The sequence below is a fragment of the Streptomyces sp. DvalAA-14 genome (assembly GCF_900091855.1).
GTDB lineage: Bacteria > Actinomycetota > Actinomycetes > Streptomycetales > Streptomycetaceae > Actinacidiphila.
On sequence record NZ_FMCH01000325.1, the window covers coordinates 143,180 to 165,835 of the forward strand.

Annotated in this window: 11 protein-coding genes; 6 read left to right on the forward strand and 5 right to left on the reverse strand. The window is 67.8% G+C overall.

Annotated elements, in window-relative coordinates; all coding sequences use genetic code 11:
• Positions 1-256: 256 nt before the first annotated feature.
• Complete coding sequence (locus tag GA0115240_RS16845) at positions 257-2,230, reverse strand: elongation factor G (RefSeq protein WP_093737480.1); 1,974 nt, start codon at positions 2,228-2,230, stop codon at positions 257-259.
• 748 nt (positions 2,231-2,978) lie between these two features.
• Here GA0115240_RS16845 and GA0115240_RS16855 point away from each other — a divergent pair.
• The 6 genes from GA0115240_RS16855 (at position 2,979) to GA0115240_RS16870 (ending at position 17,743) form a co-directional block, all read left to right on the forward strand.
• The gene (locus GA0115240_RS16855) at positions 2,979-13,880 is read left to right on the forward strand and encodes a LamG-like jellyroll fold domain-containing protein (protein ID WP_107407158.1); all 10,902 of its coding nucleotides are present in this window, start codon (positions 2,979-2,981) and stop codon (positions 13,878-13,880) included.
• A gap of 4 nt (positions 13,881-13,884) precedes the next feature.
• On the forward strand, positions 13,885-14,736 hold the full coding sequence (locus GA0115240_RS16860) for a hypothetical protein (protein WP_141708861.1): 852 nt from the start codon (positions 13,885-13,887) through the stop codon (positions 14,734-14,736).
• Positions 14,737-14,856: 120 nt separating this feature from the next.
• Positions 14,857-15,420, forward strand: a complete 564-nt coding sequence (locus tag GA0115240_RS36205; protein ID WP_141708862.1) for a hypothetical protein — start codon at positions 14,857-14,859, stop codon at positions 15,418-15,420.
• A 162-nt stretch (positions 15,421-15,582) separates the two neighbouring features.
• Positions 15,583-16,404, forward strand: a complete 822-nt coding sequence (locus tag GA0115240_RS16865; protein ID WP_141708863.1) for a polymorphic toxin-type HINT domain-containing protein — start codon at positions 15,583-15,585, stop codon at positions 16,402-16,404.
• A complete protein-coding gene (locus tag GA0115240_RS36210) occupies positions 16,401-17,066 on the forward strand; it encodes a hypothetical protein (RefSeq protein WP_141708864.1) in 666 nt (221 codons plus the stop codon). The genes GA0115240_RS16865 and GA0115240_RS36210 overlap by 4 nt, the downstream gene beginning before the upstream one ends.
• Before the next feature lie 104 nt (positions 17,067-17,170).
• The gene (locus tag GA0115240_RS16870; protein WP_093737485.1) at positions 17,171-17,743 is read left to right on the forward strand and encodes a suppressor of fused domain protein; all 573 of its coding nucleotides are present in this window, start codon (positions 17,171-17,173) and stop codon (positions 17,741-17,743) included.
• 406 nt (positions 17,744-18,149) lie between these two features.
• Here GA0115240_RS16870 and GA0115240_RS16880 read toward each other — a convergent pair whose 3' ends face one another.
• From GA0115240_RS16880 to GA0115240_RS16895, 4 genes are all read right to left on the reverse strand, one after another.
• Positions 18,150-19,289, reverse strand: a complete 1,140-nt coding sequence (locus tag GA0115240_RS16880; RefSeq protein WP_093737486.1) for a hypothetical protein — start codon at positions 19,287-19,289, stop codon at positions 18,150-18,152.
• Positions 19,290-19,647: 358 nt separating this feature from the next.
• Positions 19,648-20,184, reverse strand: coding sequence for a hypothetical protein (locus tag GA0115240_RS16885; RefSeq protein ID WP_141708865.1), 537 nt, complete (start codon positions 20,182-20,184; stop codon positions 19,648-19,650).
• A gap of 75 nt (positions 20,185-20,259) precedes the next feature.
• On the reverse strand, positions 20,260-21,504 hold the full coding sequence (locus GA0115240_RS16890; RefSeq protein ID WP_093737488.1) for an ATP-grasp domain-containing protein: 1,245 nt from the start codon (positions 21,502-21,504) through the stop codon (positions 20,260-20,262).
• A 70-nt stretch (positions 21,505-21,574) separates the two neighbouring features.
• On the reverse strand, positions 21,575-22,656 hold a 1,082-nt coding region (locus tag GA0115240_RS16895; RefSeq protein WP_093737489.1), incomplete at its 5' end, for an MFS transporter.

The window sequence follows — 22,656 nt, forward strand, 5'->3', positions numbered from 1 at the left end:
GCGCCCGTGTCGGCGGCGGTGGGCGGCCCGGGCGTACCGCGCGGTTCAGTATGTGGCGGTGCCAGTGGTGCGGGCGAGATGCTTGATGTGCACGCGCCATGAGTGACGCGTGAACGGGCCCTGAACGAGCCGTACGCCAGGCGCCGCACGGGGGCCCGGACGGTCCGTGCCGGCTCGCCGCCCGGCGTACCACGCGTGGAGATCGAGCACATCGGTCCTGACCGGCGCGGATGAAGGGAGCCGCGGGGTCATGGCCTCATCGCGGCCTCCTTCCGGTGGTTCGCACCGGCCGGTAGTGGTCGGGGACGGAGTCGAGGACGCCCTCGCCGTGCGCCGCGCCGTGCAGCCCGGCACGTACCGCGTGCACCTCCGCTGTCCGAACGGTTCCGGTGATCACGGCGAGAAGCCCGGCGGTCCGGGTGGCTTCGGGAATGGCACCGTGGCGGCCCAGCAGGGCGAGTACCTGGGGCAGTTCACCTGCCGGCGCTTCGAGCGCGAACCGGTCGATGGGCTCGCACACCGTCGTTCCGGCCCGTCCGAGGGCCGTGCGGAGGACCAGTTCGGCCGTGCGTCGGACTTCTGCGGCCCGCGGCCCTGCTGGAGGGTAGCCGCTGTCGGTGACCGTGATCCGTACGTCGGTCACCCGCCATCCGTGCGGGCCGACCGCCAGGGGCTCATGGAGGTACTCCAGGATCGCGGCCCGGTATCCGGCGGCGTTGCCGTAGACGTGCAGGGGCAGCGTCGCCAGGTCCGCGGTGACGACGAGTTCGACTCCGGCTCCGGGTGCGGCCGGTTCCACGGTCATGCCGAGGGTGTAGTTGTACAGGTGGCCCGCATCGCCCAGGCGCAGCATGGCGCTGCCGGTCCGCGACGGTCGTTCGACGCAGACCACGCCGGTGTCGTGGAAGTCGACGGCGATACCGTATTCGGCCGCCAGCGTGTCGGCCAGGAACTCCTGCTGCACTTCGCCGTAGATCCGAATCCGGGCGGCGCCGCGTTCGGGCCGCAGGGCGATCAGCGGGTCGATGTCGGCGAGTTCGGTCAGGGCTTGGTGCAACTCGCCCTGCCGGGCCGGATCGTGGGCAGTGACTCTCGTCTCGTAGCCCGGTTCGGGCAGCGTTGCCGCCGCGCCGGGGGCGGCCGGGCGGCACCCGATCCAGTCTCCGATCCGTGCGCCGTCCAGGCCCCGGACGCGGGCGATCTGGCCGGTCGTGGCCCGCGTGCGCCGCACGGGCCCGCCGGGTTCGAAGACCTCGACGGCCGTCACCGTCGCCGACCGGCCGCCGCCGACCGACACCCGATCGCGGACGCCGAGCGTGCCGGCCCGCATCCGCACCGTGCAGACCCGTTGCCCTCCCGGCGACCGCTCGATCTTGAACACCTGCGCCGCCGCCGGTGCGCGGTCGTCGCCGGGCGCCGCGGGCAGCAATTCGGTCACCGCCTCGATCAGCGGCCGGACGCCCGCACCGGTTCTGGCCGAACCGAACAGCACCGGATGGATGTCGCCGGCTCGGGTGAGGCGTCCGAGGGCCGCGCGGAGCCGCTGCGCTCCGACGGGGTGATCCCGCGCGAGCCAGTCCTTGAGCAGTCCCTCGTCGTGGTCCGCGAGCAACCCCGTCACCTGCTCGGCCTCGGCCGGGCGCTCCCACGCGCACGCGGCGACCTCGGCTGCGGCCGTGCCGGGGTTTCGCACGTGGCCGAGCGGTACGAGAGCGGTGCTCAGGCGGCTCCGGATCCCCTCGAGGACCTTCTCGGGCGCGGCCCCGCCCCGGTCGATCTTGTTGACGAAGAACAGCACGGGGATGCCCAAGCGGTGCAGCGCCCGGTACAGCACGATTGTCTGGGCCTGCACCCCTTCCACGGCGGACAGCACAAGGACCGCGCCGTCCAGGACCGCCAGTGAGCGGTCGACCTCGGCGATGAAGTCGGGGTGGCCCGGGGTGTCGACGAGGTTGACGGTGACGTCGTCGATCGCGAAGGTGGCGACCGCCGAGCGGATGGTGATGCCCCGTCGCCGTTCCAGGGCCAGGGTGTCGGTCTGGGTGGTGCCGTCATCGACCCGGCCGGCCTGTTCGATGGCACCGCCGGCGTGCAGCAGCGCCTCGGTCAGACTGGTCTTGCCGGCGTCGACGTGAGCCACCACGCCCAGATTGAGCCGACGTGCGCCGGGCGTGGCCCCGGCGGTGGCGGGGTCATGGGGTGCGGGGGCGGGAGAGTGCGGACGGTTCATGGCTCCTCGTGTGCGGGTCGGCGACGGCGACGGCGGGGCACACGAGTTCGCGCATGGGGGGTCCGTTTCTCTCGGCTGACGACGGGACAGCTGGTCGGACGCGATGTTCCAAGAGACCGTCCAGCGCTGTCAACGCAATTCCGTGCGCGTGGGCGCGGCGGTTCACCCGCGTGACGGCATGTGGATGGAGCCCGACGCCACGGGTGGCCGCAGCAGTGCGCGGAGCGGGGAGGACGAAGACACCGATGGACAAGTGCTGTGCAGCCACGGTGAGTTCATGGCGGCGTGAGCCGGGCAGGTGTCCGTGAGCGCGGCGGCCCGTCCGCCGGCGGCGCACTCGGCGGCCCGCGGCGTGCCCGGGGCGGCTTCTCCGGACCATCTCCCCAGGGCGGGGATGCGCGCCTCGTCCGGTCCGTCAACTTCCTTTGCAGAAAGCGGAGTTCACGCTTCCGACATATGTATCGTGAACTCCCAATCCTGGTTGAAACCTGATGGCGGGCAAAGATCGTCCCTGGAGTGAATCGGGCACCGGGGATATGTCGCCGCTCTTAGTCATGTACAGGCAAAGAATCCTGGTCGAAGGGCGGAATGGTCTAGTCAAGAGTTGGTCACAGCGGGCAGGATCTGCGCGTTTTCTGTGTCGATACTGTCAGGAGCCTGTGCCGTGCGCGCATCCTTCCGCCGTCGCTCCATGCATCCTTCGCGACGCCGTTCCGCCCTTCGCCGGGGGTGGTTGCGGCTTACCGCAATGCTGGCGTTCGTCGCCCTGGCGTTCATGCTGGCGACGGATCAGGCTGCGGCGGACGGGGCGACGCTGCCCTCGCTGTCGATGCCGAGCCTGTCGTCCTTCACCTCCTGGGTGAAGCACCCGCCGCACTGGAAGGACATCCCGCGGCAGCACGGCGGCACGGCCGCCGGCCGCAGTCACCGGGCGACCGCTGCGTCCACGCGGGCCCGCGGTGGGGCCGGTCGCAAGCCGGGCACGTCGCCCCACGAGCTGGCGGCCTATCAGCCGCACGCCAAGTCATCGGAGGCGGGCCGCAGCGCGGTCGTCGGCGGGTTCTCGGCGAAGACCAGCAAGCGGGACGCCGCCGCGTCGGACGCCACCACCACCGTCTACGACAACGCGGACGGCACACGGACCCGGCGGGTCTCCCAGACGCCCGTCAACTACCGCGACCCGCAGGGGAAGTGGCAGCCCATCGACACCAAGGTGCGGCACGGTTCGGACGGCCGGCTGCACGAGACGGCGAATTCCGTCGGGGTCGACTTCGCCGCCAAGAGCAGCGACGCGGCTCTGGCCTCCTTCCGGCCCGACGCCCAACACACGGTCTCCTACGGCCTGCAGGGCGCCGCGAAGGTCGCCGGCACGGTCGCCGGATCCGAGGTCACCTACGCCGGCGCGCTGCCGCAGACCGACCTGGTGGTGGCGCCCTCGAATGTCGGCGTGAAGGAGTCGGTGGTCCTGCACTCGGCGCGGGCGGCGAACTCCTGGACGTTCCCACTGGCGCTGCACGGCCTGACCCCGGTTCAGGTCAAGGACGGGTCGATCGAGCTGCGGGACGCGGCGGGCAAGGCGACGGCGCGGATTCCGCGGGCCTACGCCTACGACGCGAAGGTGGATCCGCGCTCGGGCGACCCGACGACCACCTACGCCGTCGACTACCAGCTGCTGCACACCGCGGCCGGCACCGCGCTGAAGGTGACGCTGGATCCGTCGTGGCTGCACGACGCGGCGCGGGTCTTCCCGGTGACCGTCGACCCGTCCATTGTCGACGGCTGGACGACGACCTACGCCGAGTCGGGCGCCGACGGCGACCACTCCTTCGAGCAGACGGTGAAGGTCGGCTCGTACGACTCGGGCACGCACTCCGCGAACTCGTTCGTCAACCACTGGTACAGCGGCTGGGACGGCTCCGGGGTGACGGTCACCGCCGCCTCCCTGCACCTGTTCGACACCTGGGCGTCCACCTGCACCGCCGAGCGTTTCGACGTGGCGCTGGTGACCTCGGCCTGGACGCCGACCGGTGTGACGACCTACCCCGGTCCGTCGAAGGGCGCCTCGATCGGCAACCTCACCCCGAGCGTTCCGCACGCCTGCGCCAACACTGCCGCCGACCGCAGTGTCGGTGACTGGGTCGAGGTGCCGCTGACCACCGCCTCGATCCAGGGATGGGTCAACGGCACCACGCCGGACTACGGGCTCGCGGTGTACGCGGCGACCACCGACACGCTGCACTGGAAGCAGTTCGGCTCGTTCAGCGACCCGGCGCTCGGCCCGTACATCGAGGTCACCTACACCGGCACCACCCCGCCGCAGGTCTACCAGCAGTACCCGAACGACAACGCCGACGTGTACACCACGACGCCGGAGCTGACCGCCTGGTCGGGCGGCGCGAACTCGCAGGCGAACACCACCACCAAGTACGACTTCCTGGTCTACGACAACACCGGCGCCAAGATCGCCGACTCGGGGATGCTGGCCACCGGCGACTGGACGGTGCCGGCGGGCAAGCTCAAGTGGGGCCAGACGTACCAGTGGACGGTCCAGTCCCAGGACGCGGGCCTGCTGTCGGAGGCCACCTGGTACGCGCTGTCGGTGGAGGTGCCGCAGCCGCTGATCACCTCGGGGCTGTCGCAGAACAGCTCCGACCACGGCTTCGACGCCTCGATCGGCAACTACACCACCGACGACACCGACGCGAGCGTCTCGGTGGTCGGCCCGGGGCTCGACGTCGACCGCTCCTACAACTCCCGTGACCCGCGCTGGACCGGCGCCTTCGGCACCGGCTGGTCGAGCGTCTTCGACGCCCGGGCCACCGAGCAGTACAACGCCGCGGGCGCGGTGGTCTCCAACGTCGTGACCTATCCGGACGGCTCCCAGGTCGGCTTCGGCAAGAACGGCGACGGCAGCTACACCCCGCCGTCCGGGCGGTTCGCGACCTTCAAGGCGATCACCGGCGGCTATTCGCTGACCGACAAGGACGCCACCGTCTACGCCTTCACCCAGTCCCTGGGCTCCGGCGCGTACGGCATCACCTCGGTCACCGACGCGGACGGGCACGCGCTGACGTTCACCTGGTCCGGCGGCCACATCACGACGATGACCTCGGTCACCTCCAGCCGGGCGCTGCACCTGACGTGGCAGACCCCGACGGGGGCGAGCGCGGCGCACATCTCCTCGATCGCCACCGACCTGGTCGACCCCCAGGTGTCCACCAGCGCGCAGACCTGGACGTACGGCTACACCGGCGACCAGCTGACCTCGGTGTGCTCGCCGATCTCCAGCACGCAGTGCACCACCTACGGCTACACCCCGGGCTCGCAGTACCAGAACGCGTCGCTGGACCTGGGGCCGCACGCGATGTGGCCCATGTCGGAGGCATCGGGCACGACGGGCAAGGACGCGGTGCTCGCCAACCAGGGCGCCGACAACCTCACGTACAGCAACGTCACCTATGGCGCGGCGGGGCCGATGGCCGGCTCCACCGCGACCGCGATCGGCTTCAACGGCACCAGCTCGTACGCGTCGCTGCCGTTCGACATGGGCAACAACACCGACTCCGGGGCGCTGTCGCTGTGGTTCAAGACCTCAGCGGGCCCAGGTGTCCTCTACTCGTACGCCTCGCAGCCGGTCACCGCCGGTGACTCGCCGGGCGCGTACACCCCGGCGGCCTACGTCGGCACCGACGGCAAGCTGAAGGCCGAGTTCTGGAACAGCGGCGGCATCGCCCCGATCAGCACCACCGCCTCGGTCGCGGACGGCAAGTGGCACCACATGGTGCTGTCGGCCGCCGGCAACGCCCAGACGCTGTACCTCGACGGCGCCAAGGTCGGCTCGCTGTCCGGCACGATCGGCATCCAGCCGGGCCTGGCCTTCGGCAAGAACCAGCCGTACAACACCCTCGGCGCCGGCTTCCTGGGCGGCAAGTGGCCCGACGAGCCGAACTCCAGCACCACCGACCCGACCGGCAAGGCCACCTACTTCAACGGCCAGATCGCCGACGCCGCCTGGTACGACCGGCCGCTGGTGGCCGCCGACGTCACCGCCCTGCGGGGCTTCGGCACCCACGCCGCATCCCTGCTCAACACCATCACCCGGCCGTCCGGCAAGGCCTACCAGTCGATGGTCTACGACCCGGCCACCACCACACTGAACCAGCTCACCGACGAGAACGGCGGCGTCTGGAAGCTCGGCACCCCCACCGTGGCCGGCTCCAGCCAGACCTACCGCAGCGCGGTCCTCGGCGGCGCCCCGGCCACGTACTTCCGGCTCGGCGAAGCCGCCGGCGCCTCGGCGGCGGTCGACGAGACCCGCGGCGGCAACGGCACCTACAACGCCGTCACCCTGGGCGCGGCCGGTCCCTTCAGCGACCAGAAGGCCGCGACCTTCAACGGCACCAGCTCGTACGTGAAGGTCCCCGACACCGTCACCGGCGCCACCTCGGCGTCGGCCGAACTGTGGTTCAAGACCACGCACGGCACGGCGATCCTGCTGAACTCGCAGAGCGCCGCCATCGGCGGCACCGTCAGCTCCACCACGCCCCAACTGTGGATCGGCAGCGACAACAAACTGCACGGCGGCTTCTACACCACCGCCGGCTCCGTCCAGCTGGGCACCACCGGCACCGTGACCGACGGCAAGTGGCACCACGTCCTGCTCAGCGCCACACCGACCGCCCAGACCCTCTACCTGGACGGGGCCCAGGCCGCGACGAAGACCGGCACGGTCGCCCTGGCCAACGCCAGCCGCAGCACCGCCTACGTCGGCGCGGGCACCACCGGCGCCGGCTGGACCGGACTGACCAACGGCACCGTCGCCTACTTCAACGGTTCCCTCGCCGAAGTGGCCATGTACCGCACGGCGCTCACCGCCCAGGACGCCGCGAGCCACTTCGAGGCGGGCCTGAACTCGACCGGCCTGCTGCCGGTGGAAACGGTGAAGGTCACCTCACCGGCGCCGTACAGCGCGGTCACGACCTACAAGTACGACCTGGACAACAACGAGCGGGAGATCAGCGAGACCGACGGCCTCGGCTACACCACCAGCTTCGGCTACGACACCGGCGGGTTCGAACACAGTGTGGTGGACCCCAACGGCGCGATGACGGTCACCGGTCATGACGTGCGCGGCAATGTGGTCTCGTCGACGACCTGCCAGGACCAGGCAGCCAATCGCTGCTCGACGGAGTACTACACGTACTACCCGGACGACACCACCGCGCAGCTGACCACCGCCGACCCGCGCAACGACGTGCTGCTCACCGAGCGGGACGGCCGGTCCGCGTCGGCGACCGACCCGACGTATCTGACCACGCATGCCTATGACGTCAACGGTGACGAGACGGGTGTCACCACCCCGCCGGTGGCGGGCTTCCCGAACGGGCGTACCGAGAGCACCGTCTACAGCGACGGGACGAGCACCTACCCGGCGGCCGACAGCGGCAATGTCCCGAAGGGGCTGCCGGTCCGGTCGACGACGCCGGGCGGCGCGGTCAGCTCCATCGCCTACCTCCACACCGGCGATGTGGCCGCCACCACGGACCCGCTGGGCCTGGTGACGTCCTACACCTACGACGGTCTCGGGCAGGTACTCAGCAAAAAGGTCGTCTCCGACACCTATCCGTCCGGCCTGACCAGCAGTTACGCCTACGACGCGGCCGGTCAGGTCTACCAGGAGACCGATCCGCCGATCACCGACCGCGTCACCGGCGCGAGCCATCAGGCGGTCTCCACCACCGTCTACGACGCCGACGGGGACGTCACCTCGCAGACGGTGGCCGACGCCACCGGCGGTGACGCGCCGCGGACCGAGACGCAGACCTACGACCAGTACGACCAGGTCCTCACCGACAGCGACGCCAACAAGGCGGCGGGACAGCCCAACGGCAACACCACGACATACACCTACGACCACTCCGGCAACAAGATGAGCGAGGTGACGTCGTCCGGGACCACTACCCAGTACACCTACGACGACGACGGCCACCTGCTCACGCAGGGGATCCTGTACACCGGGGATCCGGTGAACCCCCAGCCGGCGAAGCTGCTGGTGGAGTCGTCGCGGGCCTACGACCCGGCGGGGCGCCTGGCGTCGATCACGGACGCGATGGGCAACACCACGGCGTACACGTACACCGACAACGGCCTGACGGCGAAGGTCACCAAGACCAGCGCGGACGGCACGGGCAGCAGCGTGCTGACCGCGAACACCTTCGACGCGGCGGGCAACGAGCTCAGCGAGACCACCGACAACGGCGCCACGGTCACCAACTACGCCGTCGACGCGGCCTCCCGTACGACATCGACGACCGTCGACCCGACCGGGGTGAACCGCACCACGACCCTGTCGTACACGCCCGACGACCTGGTGGCCACCGAGACCGACAGTGATGCCACCGGCAGCCGTACCACCACGGCCAACACCTACGACGCGGCCGGCGACCAGCTCACCGAGAGCATCTCCGGTGACTCCTCCGGCCACCCGTCGGGCTGGTGGAAGCTGAACCAGACCGGCGGAAACACGGTCACCGACTCCTCGGGCACCGGCAACACCGCGTCGGTCGGCTCCGCGGTGACATGGACGGGTGACGCGGCCAAGTTCAGCGGAGCGGCCGGAGCGGCCAACGTCATCACCACCAACGGTCCGGTGCTGGACACCACGGCCTCCTACTCGGTCTCGGCCTGGGTCGATCTCACCGACGCCTCGACCTTCCACACCTTCGTCGCCCAGGGCGGCACCAACCGGGCCTCCTTCTACCTCCAGTACAACCCGACCGCCAATGCCTACCGCTTCCACATCGCCAGCAATGACGCGACCACGCCGACCACGTTCTACGACGCCCAGGCGACCACCCCGGCGGCACTGAACACCTGGACCCACCTGGTCGGCGTCTTCGACGCGAGTTCCGGCGCGATGCGGCTGTACGTCAACGGCACGCTGGCCGCCTCGGCCACCGACCCCACACCGTGGACCGGTACCGGCCCGCTGTCGATCAGCGGCACCTGGAACGCCGCCACCGGCCCGACCAGCGACACCATGGCCGGGTCCGAGTCCAACGTGCAGGTCTACCCACGGGCGTTGACCGCCGCCGACATCACCAAGCTGTTCGGCAACACCCGCACCGGCGGCACGGTCGGCTCCTCGACCGCGCAGGTCACCCAGTGGACCTACGACAAGCGCGGCCTGCCGAAGACGATGACCGACGCGGACGTGCAGACCACGGACTACAGCTACGACGAGGCGGGGAACCTCGCGGTGACCACCGCGCCCGCGGTGCAGGTCGAGACCAACGGGGGCACTCCGGCCACCCAGCGGCCGGTGACCACCAGCGGCTTCAACACCTACGGCGAGGCCGTCGAGGAGGTCGAGCCCGACGGGAACAAGACGACCACCGTCTACGACCCCAACGGCAACAAGGTCTCCGAGACACTCCCGCCCTACACCCCGGCCGGCTCGTCCACGCCGCTGACCGCGACATCGAGCTGGGCGTACGACAGCGACGGCAACCAGATCAGCGAGACCACCCCGAAGAACGAGACGACGCACACCCTGTTCGACCAGCTCGGCGACGTCGCGCAGACCACGGCCGCGGACGGGACACTCACGCACGCGACGTACGACGCCAACGGCGAGCAGTTGTCGGTCACCGATGCCAACGGCGCCGTCAGCCAGGCCACTTACGACTACCTGGGCCGGCCGCTGACCTCCACCACCTTGGAGCGTTTCCCGACCGCGCGCACCCTGACCACCAACAACTCCTACGCGCCGACCACCACCAATCCGTACGGTGCGTACCTCTCGTCGACGACATCGCCCGGCGGCGTCAAGGAGACGTACGGCTACAACCGGGTCGGCGAGACCACCTCGGTGACCGACGGCGCCAACAACACCACCCGGTACAGCTACGACTACCAGGGCGACCAGACCAGGACCACCGAAGCCGACAACACGTACTCCACCACCGAGTACGACGCGTCGGGCCGTCCGGTCTCCGCCGAGCAGTACGACGCGACCGGCACCCTGCTCAACGGGTCGTCGCAGGTCTACGACGGGGTCGGGAATGTGCTGGCGTCCACCGACGCCAACCAGCACACCACCCACTTCACCTACGACGCGGCGGGCACGGTGACCCAGGAGGTCGAACCGGTCGACGCGACCCACTCGATCACCAGCAGCTTCGGATACGACGCGTCGGGCAACCAGACCCGGTTCACCGACGGGCGGAACAACTCCTGGTACTACACCTACACGCCGTGGGGCCAGCAGGAGACGGTCCGGGCGCCGGCCACCGCCGACTACAGCTCGGCGGCCGACTCCACCACCACCAACGGTTACGACGCCGACGGGCAGCTGGTCTCCAGCACCCAGCCCGGCGGCGTCACCACGACGATGACGTACGACGCCGTCGGCAACCTCAAGACGGCCTCCGGCAGCGGCGCGGACGCGGCCACCGCCAAGCGCTCGTTCACCTACGACGGCGACGGCCAGGTCAAGACGGCCGCCACCGACGAGGCCGGCTCCCTGGGGGCGCGTGACCACCAGGCGGCCACAGCTGAGTCCTTCGGGTACGACGACCGGGGCGACCTGCTATCGGCGTCCGGCTCGGCCGGCTCCTCCAGCTTCACCTACAACGACGACTCGTCCCCGCTGACCCGCACCGACGCCGCCGGCACCACGTCGTACGGCTACGACACCGCGGGCCGGTTGTCCACCCTCAACGACGCCTCGTCCGGGACACAGTTGACCTACGGCTACAACACACTGGAGCAGGTCTCCTCGGTCAAGTACGGCGCCACCGGGCAGACCCGCACCTACACGTACGACACCGCGCACCGGTTGAAGAGCGACACGCTGGTGCAGGGTGCCAGCACCCTGTCGGGGATCACCTACGGGTACGACAACAACGGCAACCTGACGAGTAAGAACACCGTCGGGGTGACCGGCGCCTCGAACAACGTCTACACCTACGACCAGTCCGACCGGCTCGCGTCGTGGAACAACGGCGCCACGACCACCAACTACAGCTACGACGCCTCCGGCAACCGGACCCAGGTCGGCGCCAACGTCTACACCTACGACGCCCGCGACCAGATCACCTCCGACGGCGTCCACTCCTACGCGTACTCCGCGCGGGGCACGATGACCACGGACACCTCCACTGCCGACGGAGCCGTCAACTACACCACCGACGCGTTCGGCAACCAGATCACCGCCGCCGACCACTCCTACACCCTCGACGCCGTCGGCCGGAACATCACCGACAGCGACGCCGCCGACCTGACCAGCCGCACCTTCCAGTACTCGGGTTCCGACAACACCATCGCCTCGGACGGGAACTACAGCTATTCCTATGACCCGTCCGGGGGGCTGACCGGCGTCAACGCCGGCTCGTCGCCCGGCAGCGGTCTGCTGGCCGTCACCGACGCGCACAACGACGTCGTCGGCACCTTCGCCTCCGGCGCGACCAGCCTGTCCGGGTCGGCGACCTACGATCCGCTGGGCAATGTGACCGCCACCGCCGGTGTCATGGGCCGGCTCGGCTACCAGTCCGGCTGGACCGAGGCCGACACCGGCAAGGTCGGCACCGACTCGCGCTGGTACAACCCGGCCACCGGCACCTTCATGAACAAGGACTCGGTGTCCTTGAACCCGGTGCCCGACTCGGTGGAGGCCAACCCCTTCGCCTACGTCGACGACAACCCGCTGGACGGCACCGACCCCTCCGGGCACTGGGGCTTCAGCAGCCTGGTCCACAAGGTCAGCCACGCCGTCAAGAAGACCGTCCACAAGGCCGTCTCGCACGCCGCGGCGTTCGTCTACCACTACACCCCGCCGATCGTGCACAAGGTCGTCAAGGCCGTGAAGCGCAAGGTGACCAAGGCCGTCAAGAGGGTCCGCGACGTCTACCACGCCACCGTGCGCCGGGTCGTACGCGTCTACCACTACGCGGCGCGGAAGGTGAAACGCGTCTACCACGCGGCCGTCCGCAAGGTCACCACGGCTTACCACGCGGTCAAACGCAAGGTGAAACGCGTCATCGCCAAGGCCAAAAAGGTGGTGCACGCGGCTGCGAAGAAGGCCAAGGCAGCCGTCCATACCGTCGCGGCGGCCACCCGCACCGCTTACAAGGCCACAGTGAGCGCGGCCAAGACCGCCGCCACCTACACCAAGAACCACGCGGCTGCCATCACCTCGTTCGTGGTGTCCACCGCTGTCTTCGCCGGCTGCGAAGCCGCGACCGTCGGCGTCGGCACCATCGGCTGCGCCGCGATAGCCGGCGCGGCGGGCTCGCTGGTCGACCAGGGATTCGCCTGCGCCGACCAGGGCGGCGCGGCGTGCAGCGCCGGGGCGTTCGCGGGCGCCGCGGTGACCGGCGCTGTCGCCGGCGCACTGGGCGGAGCGCTCGGCTCACTGGGCGGCAAGATCCTCGGCAAGCTCGCCCCCAAGGCGCTGGAGGCCGTCGGCGGCCTGTTCGGCAAGGGCGCCACCGAAGCCGCCGAATCCGGCGCGACAGACGCCACCGAAGAAGCCGCGGAAGAGACGGAGGCAGCCGGGGCGCGGTCGGAAAGCGAAGGCTCCAGCTGCAAGATAGGCGGCCCGCACAGCTTCACCGGCAACACCCGGGTCCTGCTGGCCGGCGGCGCCTCGAAACCGATCGACCAGGTGAAGGTCGGCGACACCATCGCCAACTCCGTCCCAGGAGAGTCGGGAACCGAGAACCACAAGGTCACCGCAGTCATCGTCACCACCACCGACCACGACTTCGTCGACCTCACCGTCAAGACAACAACGTCAACGGCAACAGCGGCGAAGGCCCCGCTCAAGGCCCGCGCATCGGCAGCCGCGAAGACGATCGCCAAGTCGGCCGCGAAGAAGGCCGCCTATGGCCTGGCCGCCTCCGCCGCGATCCTCGCCACCCTCGGCGCCACCCACCACGCCACCACCGACCACACCGCCACCACAGCCGCCGTTGTCACCCCGGCCACGGCTGCGGCCCAGGCCGGCCACCTCACCACCACCTTCCACCACCCCTTCTACGACCAGACCCAGGCCGCCTTCGTCGAAGCGAAGGACCTCCACCCCGGCGACACCCTCCAAACCCCCACCAGCACCGCCCAGATCACCGCCGTCCGCCTCTACCACGCCAACACCACCACCTACGACCTCACCATCGGCGACCTCCACACGTACTATGTGGAGGCCGGGACCACGCCGGTCCTGGTCCACAACTGCGATACTGCCCCTCCTGGGCATGTTTATCGTGGTGGTCAATACAAGGACCTGAAGGATCCGCTGACTGGCAGGAACGTCCCCGGAACCGAGATCAATCACATGCCGTCGAGCCAAGCAAATTCCGAGGTCTTTGATATCCCCGAAGGCCAAGGTCTGGCGATCCAAATGGATAAGGCGGACCATCTCCAAACTGAAAGCTGGGGGTCCAGTCACGCTGGGAAACTTCACCGAGCCCAGCAAATGTATCTTTTGAGGCAGGGTCGCCTTACCGAAGCTCTCGGTATGGACATAGATAACGTCCGAAATCTTTTTGGCACCAAGTATGATGGCGCGATCGACGAACTGGTGGCGAAAATTCCGGATTACATCGATGCGATTAGAAAGGCCGGGGTTCACCCCGGAGGATTGAGTTGATTTCGTGACCAGTCGGCAAGAATGTGAGCTGATTCCCTTCGTTGGCTACGGTGGTATCGATTTCGGCGCTCCGCGAAGCTCCCTGCGCGCATGGCTCGGTGTTCCATCGGCCATTTTCAGGCGGGCGAATTGGGCTCCGGAGGTATCCGATCAGTACCGGGAGTTGGGGGTCACGCTCAACTACGCCGTGGGTGGTCTCCTTGATTCCGTCGAGATGCACGGCCCCGCCAAGCCCATGTTTCAGGGGATTGATCTGCTGGGTGCTCCTTCGGAACAGGTGTTCGCCGACTTTTCCGCGCAAGGGCTGGCGGTGGACCGGGTCGATGGCGACTGGAACGTCCGGGAAGCAGGCATTTCCCTCTACTCGGCGAAGTCGCTGTTGCCCGAGAGCTGTTTCGATGCAGTGACCGCGTTTCGTGGCGGTGTACCTGCGGAGCCCGAGTTCTTCGATGGCCCGCCGTCGCAAGTCCAGGTTCTGCCGGTCTCAACGGAGAAGATGGGCGCGGTTCGGCTGGGGATGGATCGAGGACGAGTTCGGGAACTGCTCGGCGCCGGGATGGCGACTTGTGACTCAACCGGTGAATTTGACGTTTTCTGGTGCGGGCTGACCGTTTGGTACGACGCCTCACAGCAGATCTGTAGAGTGTCGGCCGGATCGCCGGCTTCTGTGACGCTGGATGGTTTCGACATCCTTGGACGCACGTATTCGGAGCTGATCCGACACTTGGATAACGCGAGCGTCCCCTATACGGAGCGCGAGGCCGAGGTATTTCTCAGCGATCTCGGTATCCGGGCCCGGACGTCGAGAGCACATGATCCGACGTTGCCGGTCTCGGCGGTTGCGATCGGATCCTGACCACCAGCGGGGTAGCCCGATCGGAATCAATGCGGCTGACACAGAGTAGGTTGATCTGTCGCAGGGTGATGAAGCGGCAGACGAGTTTGAGCAAGACTGCGGGAAGATCAGGACTTTCCCTTGGCCGGGATCGAGAATCTAGAGGAATTCGTCCGCAGTGCGGCATCCGTGCAGGCAGTTGCATTCGCTGCTGCCTGCACAGAACGGGCCGCCCCCATCCTGTTCTGGGTGGTTTCCGCGGATGGGCGTACTAGCGATCTGGAGACGTATGCGAGCGCCCTGGATGTCTTGTGGTCTCCCAATAACCTTACGTCTGAACAATTTATCGAAAGGCGTGAAAGGATTGTCTTGATGCAGGAGCTTGCCGTGGGTGACGACGTCATCGGGGCTCGTGCATTCGCGTACCAGGGAGCCGTCGCTCTCCACACGGCCTTGGGTGTCCCTGCGGGACTGGGGGGCACAGTCCTGCACGATTGTTCATCGACGCTCCGTAATTTCTCTTTCCGGCTCGAACGGCGCTGTAATACGCGCCTGTTGGACGAAGAAGATGAGATCCAACGGCAGGATATTGCTGACCTGACAGCAGTTGATGGTGACGCGGATGCGCAGTTGATGGAACAACGTCAACGGGCCGCAGCGCTGGGGCGGAAATGGCTTGCCCTGGCAGTCGAGCGGTTCGGCTGATTTTTTTGCTTGGCGAGCGCCGCCGGCGAGATTTCAGGTCACCGTGGTCATTGTCACCACCATCGACCACGACCTTGTGGACGTGACGGTGAATGCCACAGTGGCGAAGGAAGCCGCAGCCGCGACGCGGGCCCCCGCGAAGGGGGTTGGTGAAGGGGGTTGGTGAAGGCGCGTGACTCCGCGGCCGCCAAGTCGGCCGCGAAGAAGGCCGCCTATGGCCTGGCCGCCTCCGCCGCGATCCTCGCCACCCTCGGCGCCACCCACCACGCCACCACCGACCACACCACCACCGCGGCAGCCGTCATCTCCCCGGCCTCAGCCTCAGCCCCGGCTGCGGCCCGGGGCGGCCACCTCACCACCACCTTCCACCACCCCTTCTACGACCAGACCCAGGCCGCCTTCGTCGAAGCGAAGGACCTCCACCCCGGCGACACCCTCCAAACCCCCACCGGCACCAACCAGATCACCGCCGTCCGCCTCCACCACGCCAACACCACCACCTACGACCTCACCATCGGCGACCTCCACACGCACTATGTCCTCGCCGGAACCACGCCGATCTTGGTGCATAACTGCAGTGGTGGAACTGCTCCGAATGGAGCTGCCTGCTCCTGCAATGGCTCGACGAACCCTTCAAATGCGGACCTGGTCCAAGCCATCGCCACTCGTGCTCAAGCTCGATTGGGTGGCAGCGGGGCTGTCTCGGGAAACGCTAAGCATGCGTATGCCGATACTCTCCTTACTCGCTACCAGGGCATCTACGGGAATCGTGGTCTAATTACCGAACAAAGCTACTTGAGAGGATTGCCCGTCCCACGAGGCACGGCGGGAAGCGCACGGCCAGATGTCTTCGATCCGGCTGGGGGTATCGTGTATGACTATAAGTTCGTCAAGAACCCCGGCCTGGGGATCGGGAAGTGGCAGGCGGATAAAAACGCCCTAAACGTCCCAGGTGTGAATCTGACGGTGGAGGTGAACCCGTGAGCAAGGTAGATGCGGCGACAGTCAAGCGGGTTACAAATGACTGGGCAAGTGTGTACTCAGAGTTCGATGTATGGCGGCCTTTGAGACTGCTCAGGCGCATCGGCCCGGTGCTCCAAGGCGTCACGCTCGACCGATCTACCTCGGGTGATGCGTACTTTCCGACCGTGCACATCCATGCGCTCACCCGAGAGTTCCCCGTCATCTCCCTGGCTCTGGGTCAGCGTCTCGTCGCGAATTCCGGGGTGCAGGAGGCTGTCAAATTCTCTCGTCATGTGGAGGATTACCCCGACGCCTCTAGGCGGCTAGCCGAGCAGGCTGGCCTGAGCCTAGATGTAAGGCCGACGATCGAAGACATTGTCCGGGAGCTTCGCGCCTTTTCCATCTCTCAGCAGGCCCAAGGCAACCCACCTGCAGTGAATGAAGTCGAGGACAGCGTCCTGATCCCTGCTGCAATTGGATCTCTTGATATTGTCGAGGAGAGCTTGCAGCTAGCCCGGGACCTTCTGGATAGCTGGCCCAAAGCGCAACTTCCGCTGAATTGGATTTCGGGGGAGAAATGGTTTGATGGGCTATTTGCAAGGGCGGGGGATGCTAATTCTCTTTGCGAGACCGTAGATAGTCAGATCGCCTTTCACAAGCTTGCAAAGGTCCGAGATGATTAGCCGGTAGGGATATGAAGTTGCCCCACCGGATTTTATTCCGGTGGAGCCTATGCGGTGTCTGACGGCAGTAGTTGACGGCAACGTCAACGGACGAATCTAGGGCTATGACTGAAGAAAGTGCGCGGCTGGTTGCTCTCGAACGCCACGTTCGGGGCTTCTGGGACGGGCACATCATTGAGGCCGCAACTTGGGAGCGCGGGCCGATCCTGGAGCGGGTGCCACGCTTCGCCACCTACCGTGTACTTCCTGAGCGGGCTGGTGAGGCTTGGATCTACGTGACGTTGGGATGCTCGCTTCTCGGCCCTGCCGCCGGGGGGACGGAGTTCTTCGTCATGTCGCCTTTTGCTGACGAAGGTCACTCCGAAACCCTGGCAATCGTCGGCCATTATCACTCGTTTGAGGCTCACCGGCTCGACATTGGGTCAGTCATCCGTATGGGACGCCCGTGGATGCGGGACTCGCGGATGGATCACCTGCTCGTCAGTCTTCCTTATCCGTATGGTCCGGGTCTTGAATGGGCGCCGCCGGAGGCCGGTGGAGCGCGATTCTTGTGGCTACTGCCGATTCATCAGAGCGAAGCCGAGTTTATAAGGAGCCGGACGCTTGATGAATTTGAATCCCTTATGGATGCCAGGGGTGCGAACGTTTTGGACCCCAATCGAGATCCGATCGTTTGAAATTATCCTCATGCGGTTTCAGGAATTCCGGGTGAGATCCGGGTGGCTTCACATTCTGTGAATTTGCGGCTGCGCTGAAGCTCCACGGGAAATGATTCGCGTGGAGCTTCAGCGGTCGGCTGGACCGAGGTGCCTGCGGTGCGCTCTTCAGGAAAGCGGTGCAGCGACTGAGAGAGGATGGCGGGTCACGTCTGCCGCCAGGTCCGCCAGGGACGGGTGATGATCTCCCGATAGGTGTGGTGGGACGGGTTCTGGCCGCAGGGCCGCAGCGCCAGTGCTGCGGTTTGGTGAAGTCCCCGCTCGTCGGTGACGTCTCACCGTCCACAGCGCACTGCAGGGCGTACGGAACCGGCTCCGCGTCCGGCTCCGCATCCGGCTCACGGTCGGGCCCCGTCGTGGCGTCGGGTCAGTGTGCCTCGCCGAGTTGCCAGATGTGCACAGTGGTCTGGTCCTTGGAGACCGTGTACCACGTACCGCAGCCCGCCGAGCGGGCTGGCCCGGAGACCGGGAAGGGGTAGCTGACCTCACCGGTCAGGGTCATCGAGGAGAGGTCCACGAGCCAGTGGCGGCCCGCGCCGTTGCGGGCGTCGCTCTCGGAAGACCCGGCCACGACGGTGTCCTCGGCGAGGAAGGCCGCCTCGTAGTCCCAGTAGACCCTGTCTCCACCAGTGCTGTCGGGATGGGGCGGCAGGGCGCTCTGGGCATCCAGTTTCCTCAGGACGGCGCCGTCCTGTGCTTGCTGGAGGGTGAGGGACCACTGTCCGACCGGGACGGTCAGCAGGCTCCGGCCGGAGGGGCTCGCTCCCAGAAGTATCCGCTCGATGCCGAACGGTTCGGCGGTCAGGTGCCGACCGTTCCAGTGTCCCCACAGCACAGGTGAGTCCTCCTCACCCTCGGCGATGCTGAGACCCATCTGCGTGGGGTCGGGGTGCGGGGTGTGCTCCGAGCCCGAGGCCACCGTCGTGGTCTCCACCCGTCCCATGACCTCTCCGTCCGCCGCATTGACGACCAGCCACAGCTCCTGATCGTCGGCGTCGTCTTCGGCAACATGGTCATCGGCACCGTCATTGGCGTCCGTGTCACCGGCCAGGGGGCCGCGGACGTGGATCCAGACCAGTGTTCCGTCCGCGTTGACCATGGCCGAACCACTGTCGGCGTGGAAGTGGTCCTCGTCATCGGCGTATTCGGCGAACGAGCGGTGCAGCAGGGGGCAACTGCCGTCCCAGCAGCCGTGCCGCACTTCCCAGCGTGTCGCGCCGCCGGCATCCACCGACCGTACGGCGTGCGGGCCGGCGAACACCACGTGCTCCTGGTCGGGTGAGACCGCCACCGTTCCGAAGCGCCGCGGCCAGGGCGCCGGGAAGCGGATCACTGACGTCCGGCTCGGGTCGGATGTTCCCAGGTCGACGGTCACGACCTCGCGATCGCCGCGCTGGACGAGCAGCCGGCCCGCACGGCCGGGCCAGTGCAGCACCTGCGGGGCCGCGGCGGACGCCGGATCCAGCGGAGCGGGGACAGTGGTGACGAGACGAGCGGCGATGGTCACGGAATCCTCCAGCCACGGACAACGCGCGACGCGCGAGCTTGACGGCGCCACCCTAGAGGTGGGAACGCGCTCGCCCGGCCGCGGTCGAGCGGTGACGTCAGGGCGTCGTCCAGTCGGCGCCGCGGCTCGACGGGTGGTCCCGGGATTGTCCGGCCGGTCGCGAGATGCACGCCCGGGGGCTGTTCAGCCGCAACTACTGGCTCGATGCCGAGACGGCCGAGCTGGTCACACCCCTTGACCTGCTCGCCCCCTACGCCGGGCGCGGTCACCCGAGTCGTCGCGCGTTCCCGGCCAGGCCACAGAATGCGGCGAGGCTACTGACCCGGGTCACGACGGGCATTCCCCTTCGCCCCGCCGCTCAGCGTGCCGCAAATGCCGCGGTGAGTTGGAGCAGGATGGCGCCGGCCAAGAAGGGCCACAGGGGGCGGGGTTGCCAGCGTCGGGCGGGTGGGCCGGGGGAGGTGTGTTCGGCGGTGAGGAAGTCGAGGATCGCCTTGCGGGCCCGGCGGGGGCGGGGGGTGCGTTGGAAGAGGGGCTGGCGCAGCCGGTGGCCGTCCTTCGTCGTGATCAGGAGGTTCCCGGCGCCGTAGACCTCGACGCCGGCGACGTCGGCCACATCGACGTGCCGGACCACGAAGGGGTAGTAGACGCTGATCACGCCGTCCGCGAGGTCGATGCGGGCCGCACCGGCCACCTGGAGGACGAGCCAGCCGAAGAGGGAGACGAGCATCGCGTCGCGCACGCGGGCCGGCAGCCCCGGGTCGGCGCCGGAGCGGAACTGGGCCAGCACACCGACGGCCGCCCAACAGCCGTACAGGCCGTAGCCCAGCCCCCGGATTCCGCGCGGCCCGAGCACCTGCCGCCGGACATCGCCACGCGTACCCCACCGCTCCACCTACTGAGCGTAGGGCCGGAACGGGAACAGCGGAACGGCGCGCGCACCGGACACCCGCCCGAGTGGGAAGCGGCGTCAGGGGGCGAGCGGATCGATCACCACCTGGGCCTCGATGTCCCGCACCTGCTTGGTGTCCTGATCGACCGCCTCCTGGTCGGGCCCGGACAGCAGCACCCAGCCGAGTGTGGTGAACAGGTCCTCGGTCTTGGGCACCCGGGAGCCATTGGGGTAGCGGCAGGCCATCTTCTGGAAGCAGGCCAACTCGCGCGCCGCGTCGAGCACTTCAGCGTTGCTCATGGTTCCGCTGTTCGGGGCGGAGAGCCACACCACCCGGGTGGGCCGCACGATCTCGAATCCCGGGGTGAAGGAGTCGTCCAGATGATGCCGCACGGCACGGTCGACCTGGCAGTCCCCGGTCGCGAGCCGCGCGGCCTGCTGCCCGCAGCCGCCGTCGAGGCGTGCCGCGATCTCGATCAGCCGGGGGCCACCGTCCGTCAGCATGATCTCGGTGTGCGTGCATCCCGTCCGGATGCCGACGGCCTCGGCGACCCGGCGCGTGTAGGACTCCAGAACGCCGACCAGCGGATCGTGGGGTCGGAGATAATCCTCCGCGTCGTAAACCCCGACACGCTCCCCGCGCGTCGACTTGGTGTACTGGACGACGGCCACCACGCCCAACTCCCCGTCGACGGAGTAGGTGTCCACGACGAATTCCGTTCCTGAGGCGAACTCCTGCATCAGAATGCTGTCGTTGGACAGGTCGAACATATTGATCGAGCCCAGCAGCCGCCGGAAGGGGGGCCGCCAGTCCGCGCCGGCCTCCACCTTGTGCACCCCGTCGGTCCCGCCGCTGCAGCGCGGTTTGAGAATCAGCGGCTGCCCCTCCATGCCCGTCGTCCGCAGCCAGTCGGCGGCCTCTTCCTCGGTCGTGGCGGCGAAAGTCCGCAGGTGCGGGATGCCGGCGTCCGCCACGGCCTGGAGCATGGGCCACTTGTCCCGGCGCGCCGCGGAGAGCCCGGGCACATTGCCCGTCCCGGGCGCCAGCTCCTCGATCAGCGCGTCGACGAGCATGACCGCGGACTCGTTGCCGGGTATGACGGCTATCGGGTCGTAACCGCGCACGATGCGGGCGAGTTCGGTCAGGTCCCCGTCGTAGAAGTGCGACGCGCTGAAGGCATCGGGCTTCCAGCCGTGCAGGTACGACTTCAGTGGCGCCGGTGTGCTCAGAACGGCGACCGGTTCGACTCCCCGCCGCCGAAAGGCGTGCGCGTACTCGACGGCCTCGGAATAGGGATCGACCAGGACTACATGGCGTGGCATCTGTCTGCTTCCCTTTCTACGGTGTTCCCGCTGATCGCGCGAACTTCCGTGGTACGCATGGTGCGTCGACTCAACTTCCTGTGCGGACCTCCGCGTCGGCGGTCCCGGAATCGACGGTCACGACCGCCTGTTCCGCACTGCTGTCCCCGCCGGTCGCGCCGGCGGGACGCACTCCGCCCCACGCGGCGGCGCCGGCGATCAGGCCCACCACCCCGCAGCCGAGCCACAGGCCGTCCCCGAAGCGATTCCAGATCATCACCCCGACGAACGGGCCGACCGCACTGCCCAGTCCGTACAGCGCGTTCGAGGCGCCCAAGTAGCGTCCCCGCAGCGCGGGCGGTCCCGCCTGCGCGGGATAGGCGAAGAACAGCGACGGATATCCGATGATCTCGCCGAGGGACCACACCAGGGTGGCGATCACCAGTGCGGCCAGCCCCCACGGCAAGGCGTAGAGGCTCATGCCGATACCGGTCAGCAGCACACCGGTGATCACGGCTATCCGGATCGGCCAGCGCTGCACCACTTTGGCGACGAGGAGTTCACACACGATGACCAGAACACCGTTGATCGCGATCATCACCGCGTAGACCTCGATTCCCATGCCGAGGTGCTTCACGGTCAGCGGCAGCGTCGCGATGTGCTGGATGTAGATCACCGAACTGACGAACATCGCCAGCAGGAACATCAGATACCGGCGGTCGGCCAGTACCGTCAGGTACGAAGCCTTGGGTGCCGGGGCAGCGCCGCGTCCGGCGGGGTCGTCGGCCGGATCCGCGGTCTCCGGTCGCACGCGGTGCGGCAGTGTGGTGGCGGCGACCGCGGAGAAGATCACCACGGCCAGTGCCTCGCCCCAGAACAGGAAATTCCAGGAGATCGTGACGAGCGCCGCGCCCAGCAGGGGCGAGGCCGTGGTGCCGAGATTGATCGCCAGCCGGCCCATCGCGAAGATCATGACGTGGCGTTCGGTCGGAGTGAGGAGACTGATCATGCTGGTGGAGGCCGGCTGGTACGCCATGCTGGCGGCCCCGCTGACCGCGATCACCAGCAGAATCGCCCAGTAGTCGTCCAGGTAGAGGACGCAGGGGAGCAGCACGGCCGCGCCCAGCAGCGTGGACACGATGGTCAGCCGCGGTCCGAGGTTGTCCGACATCC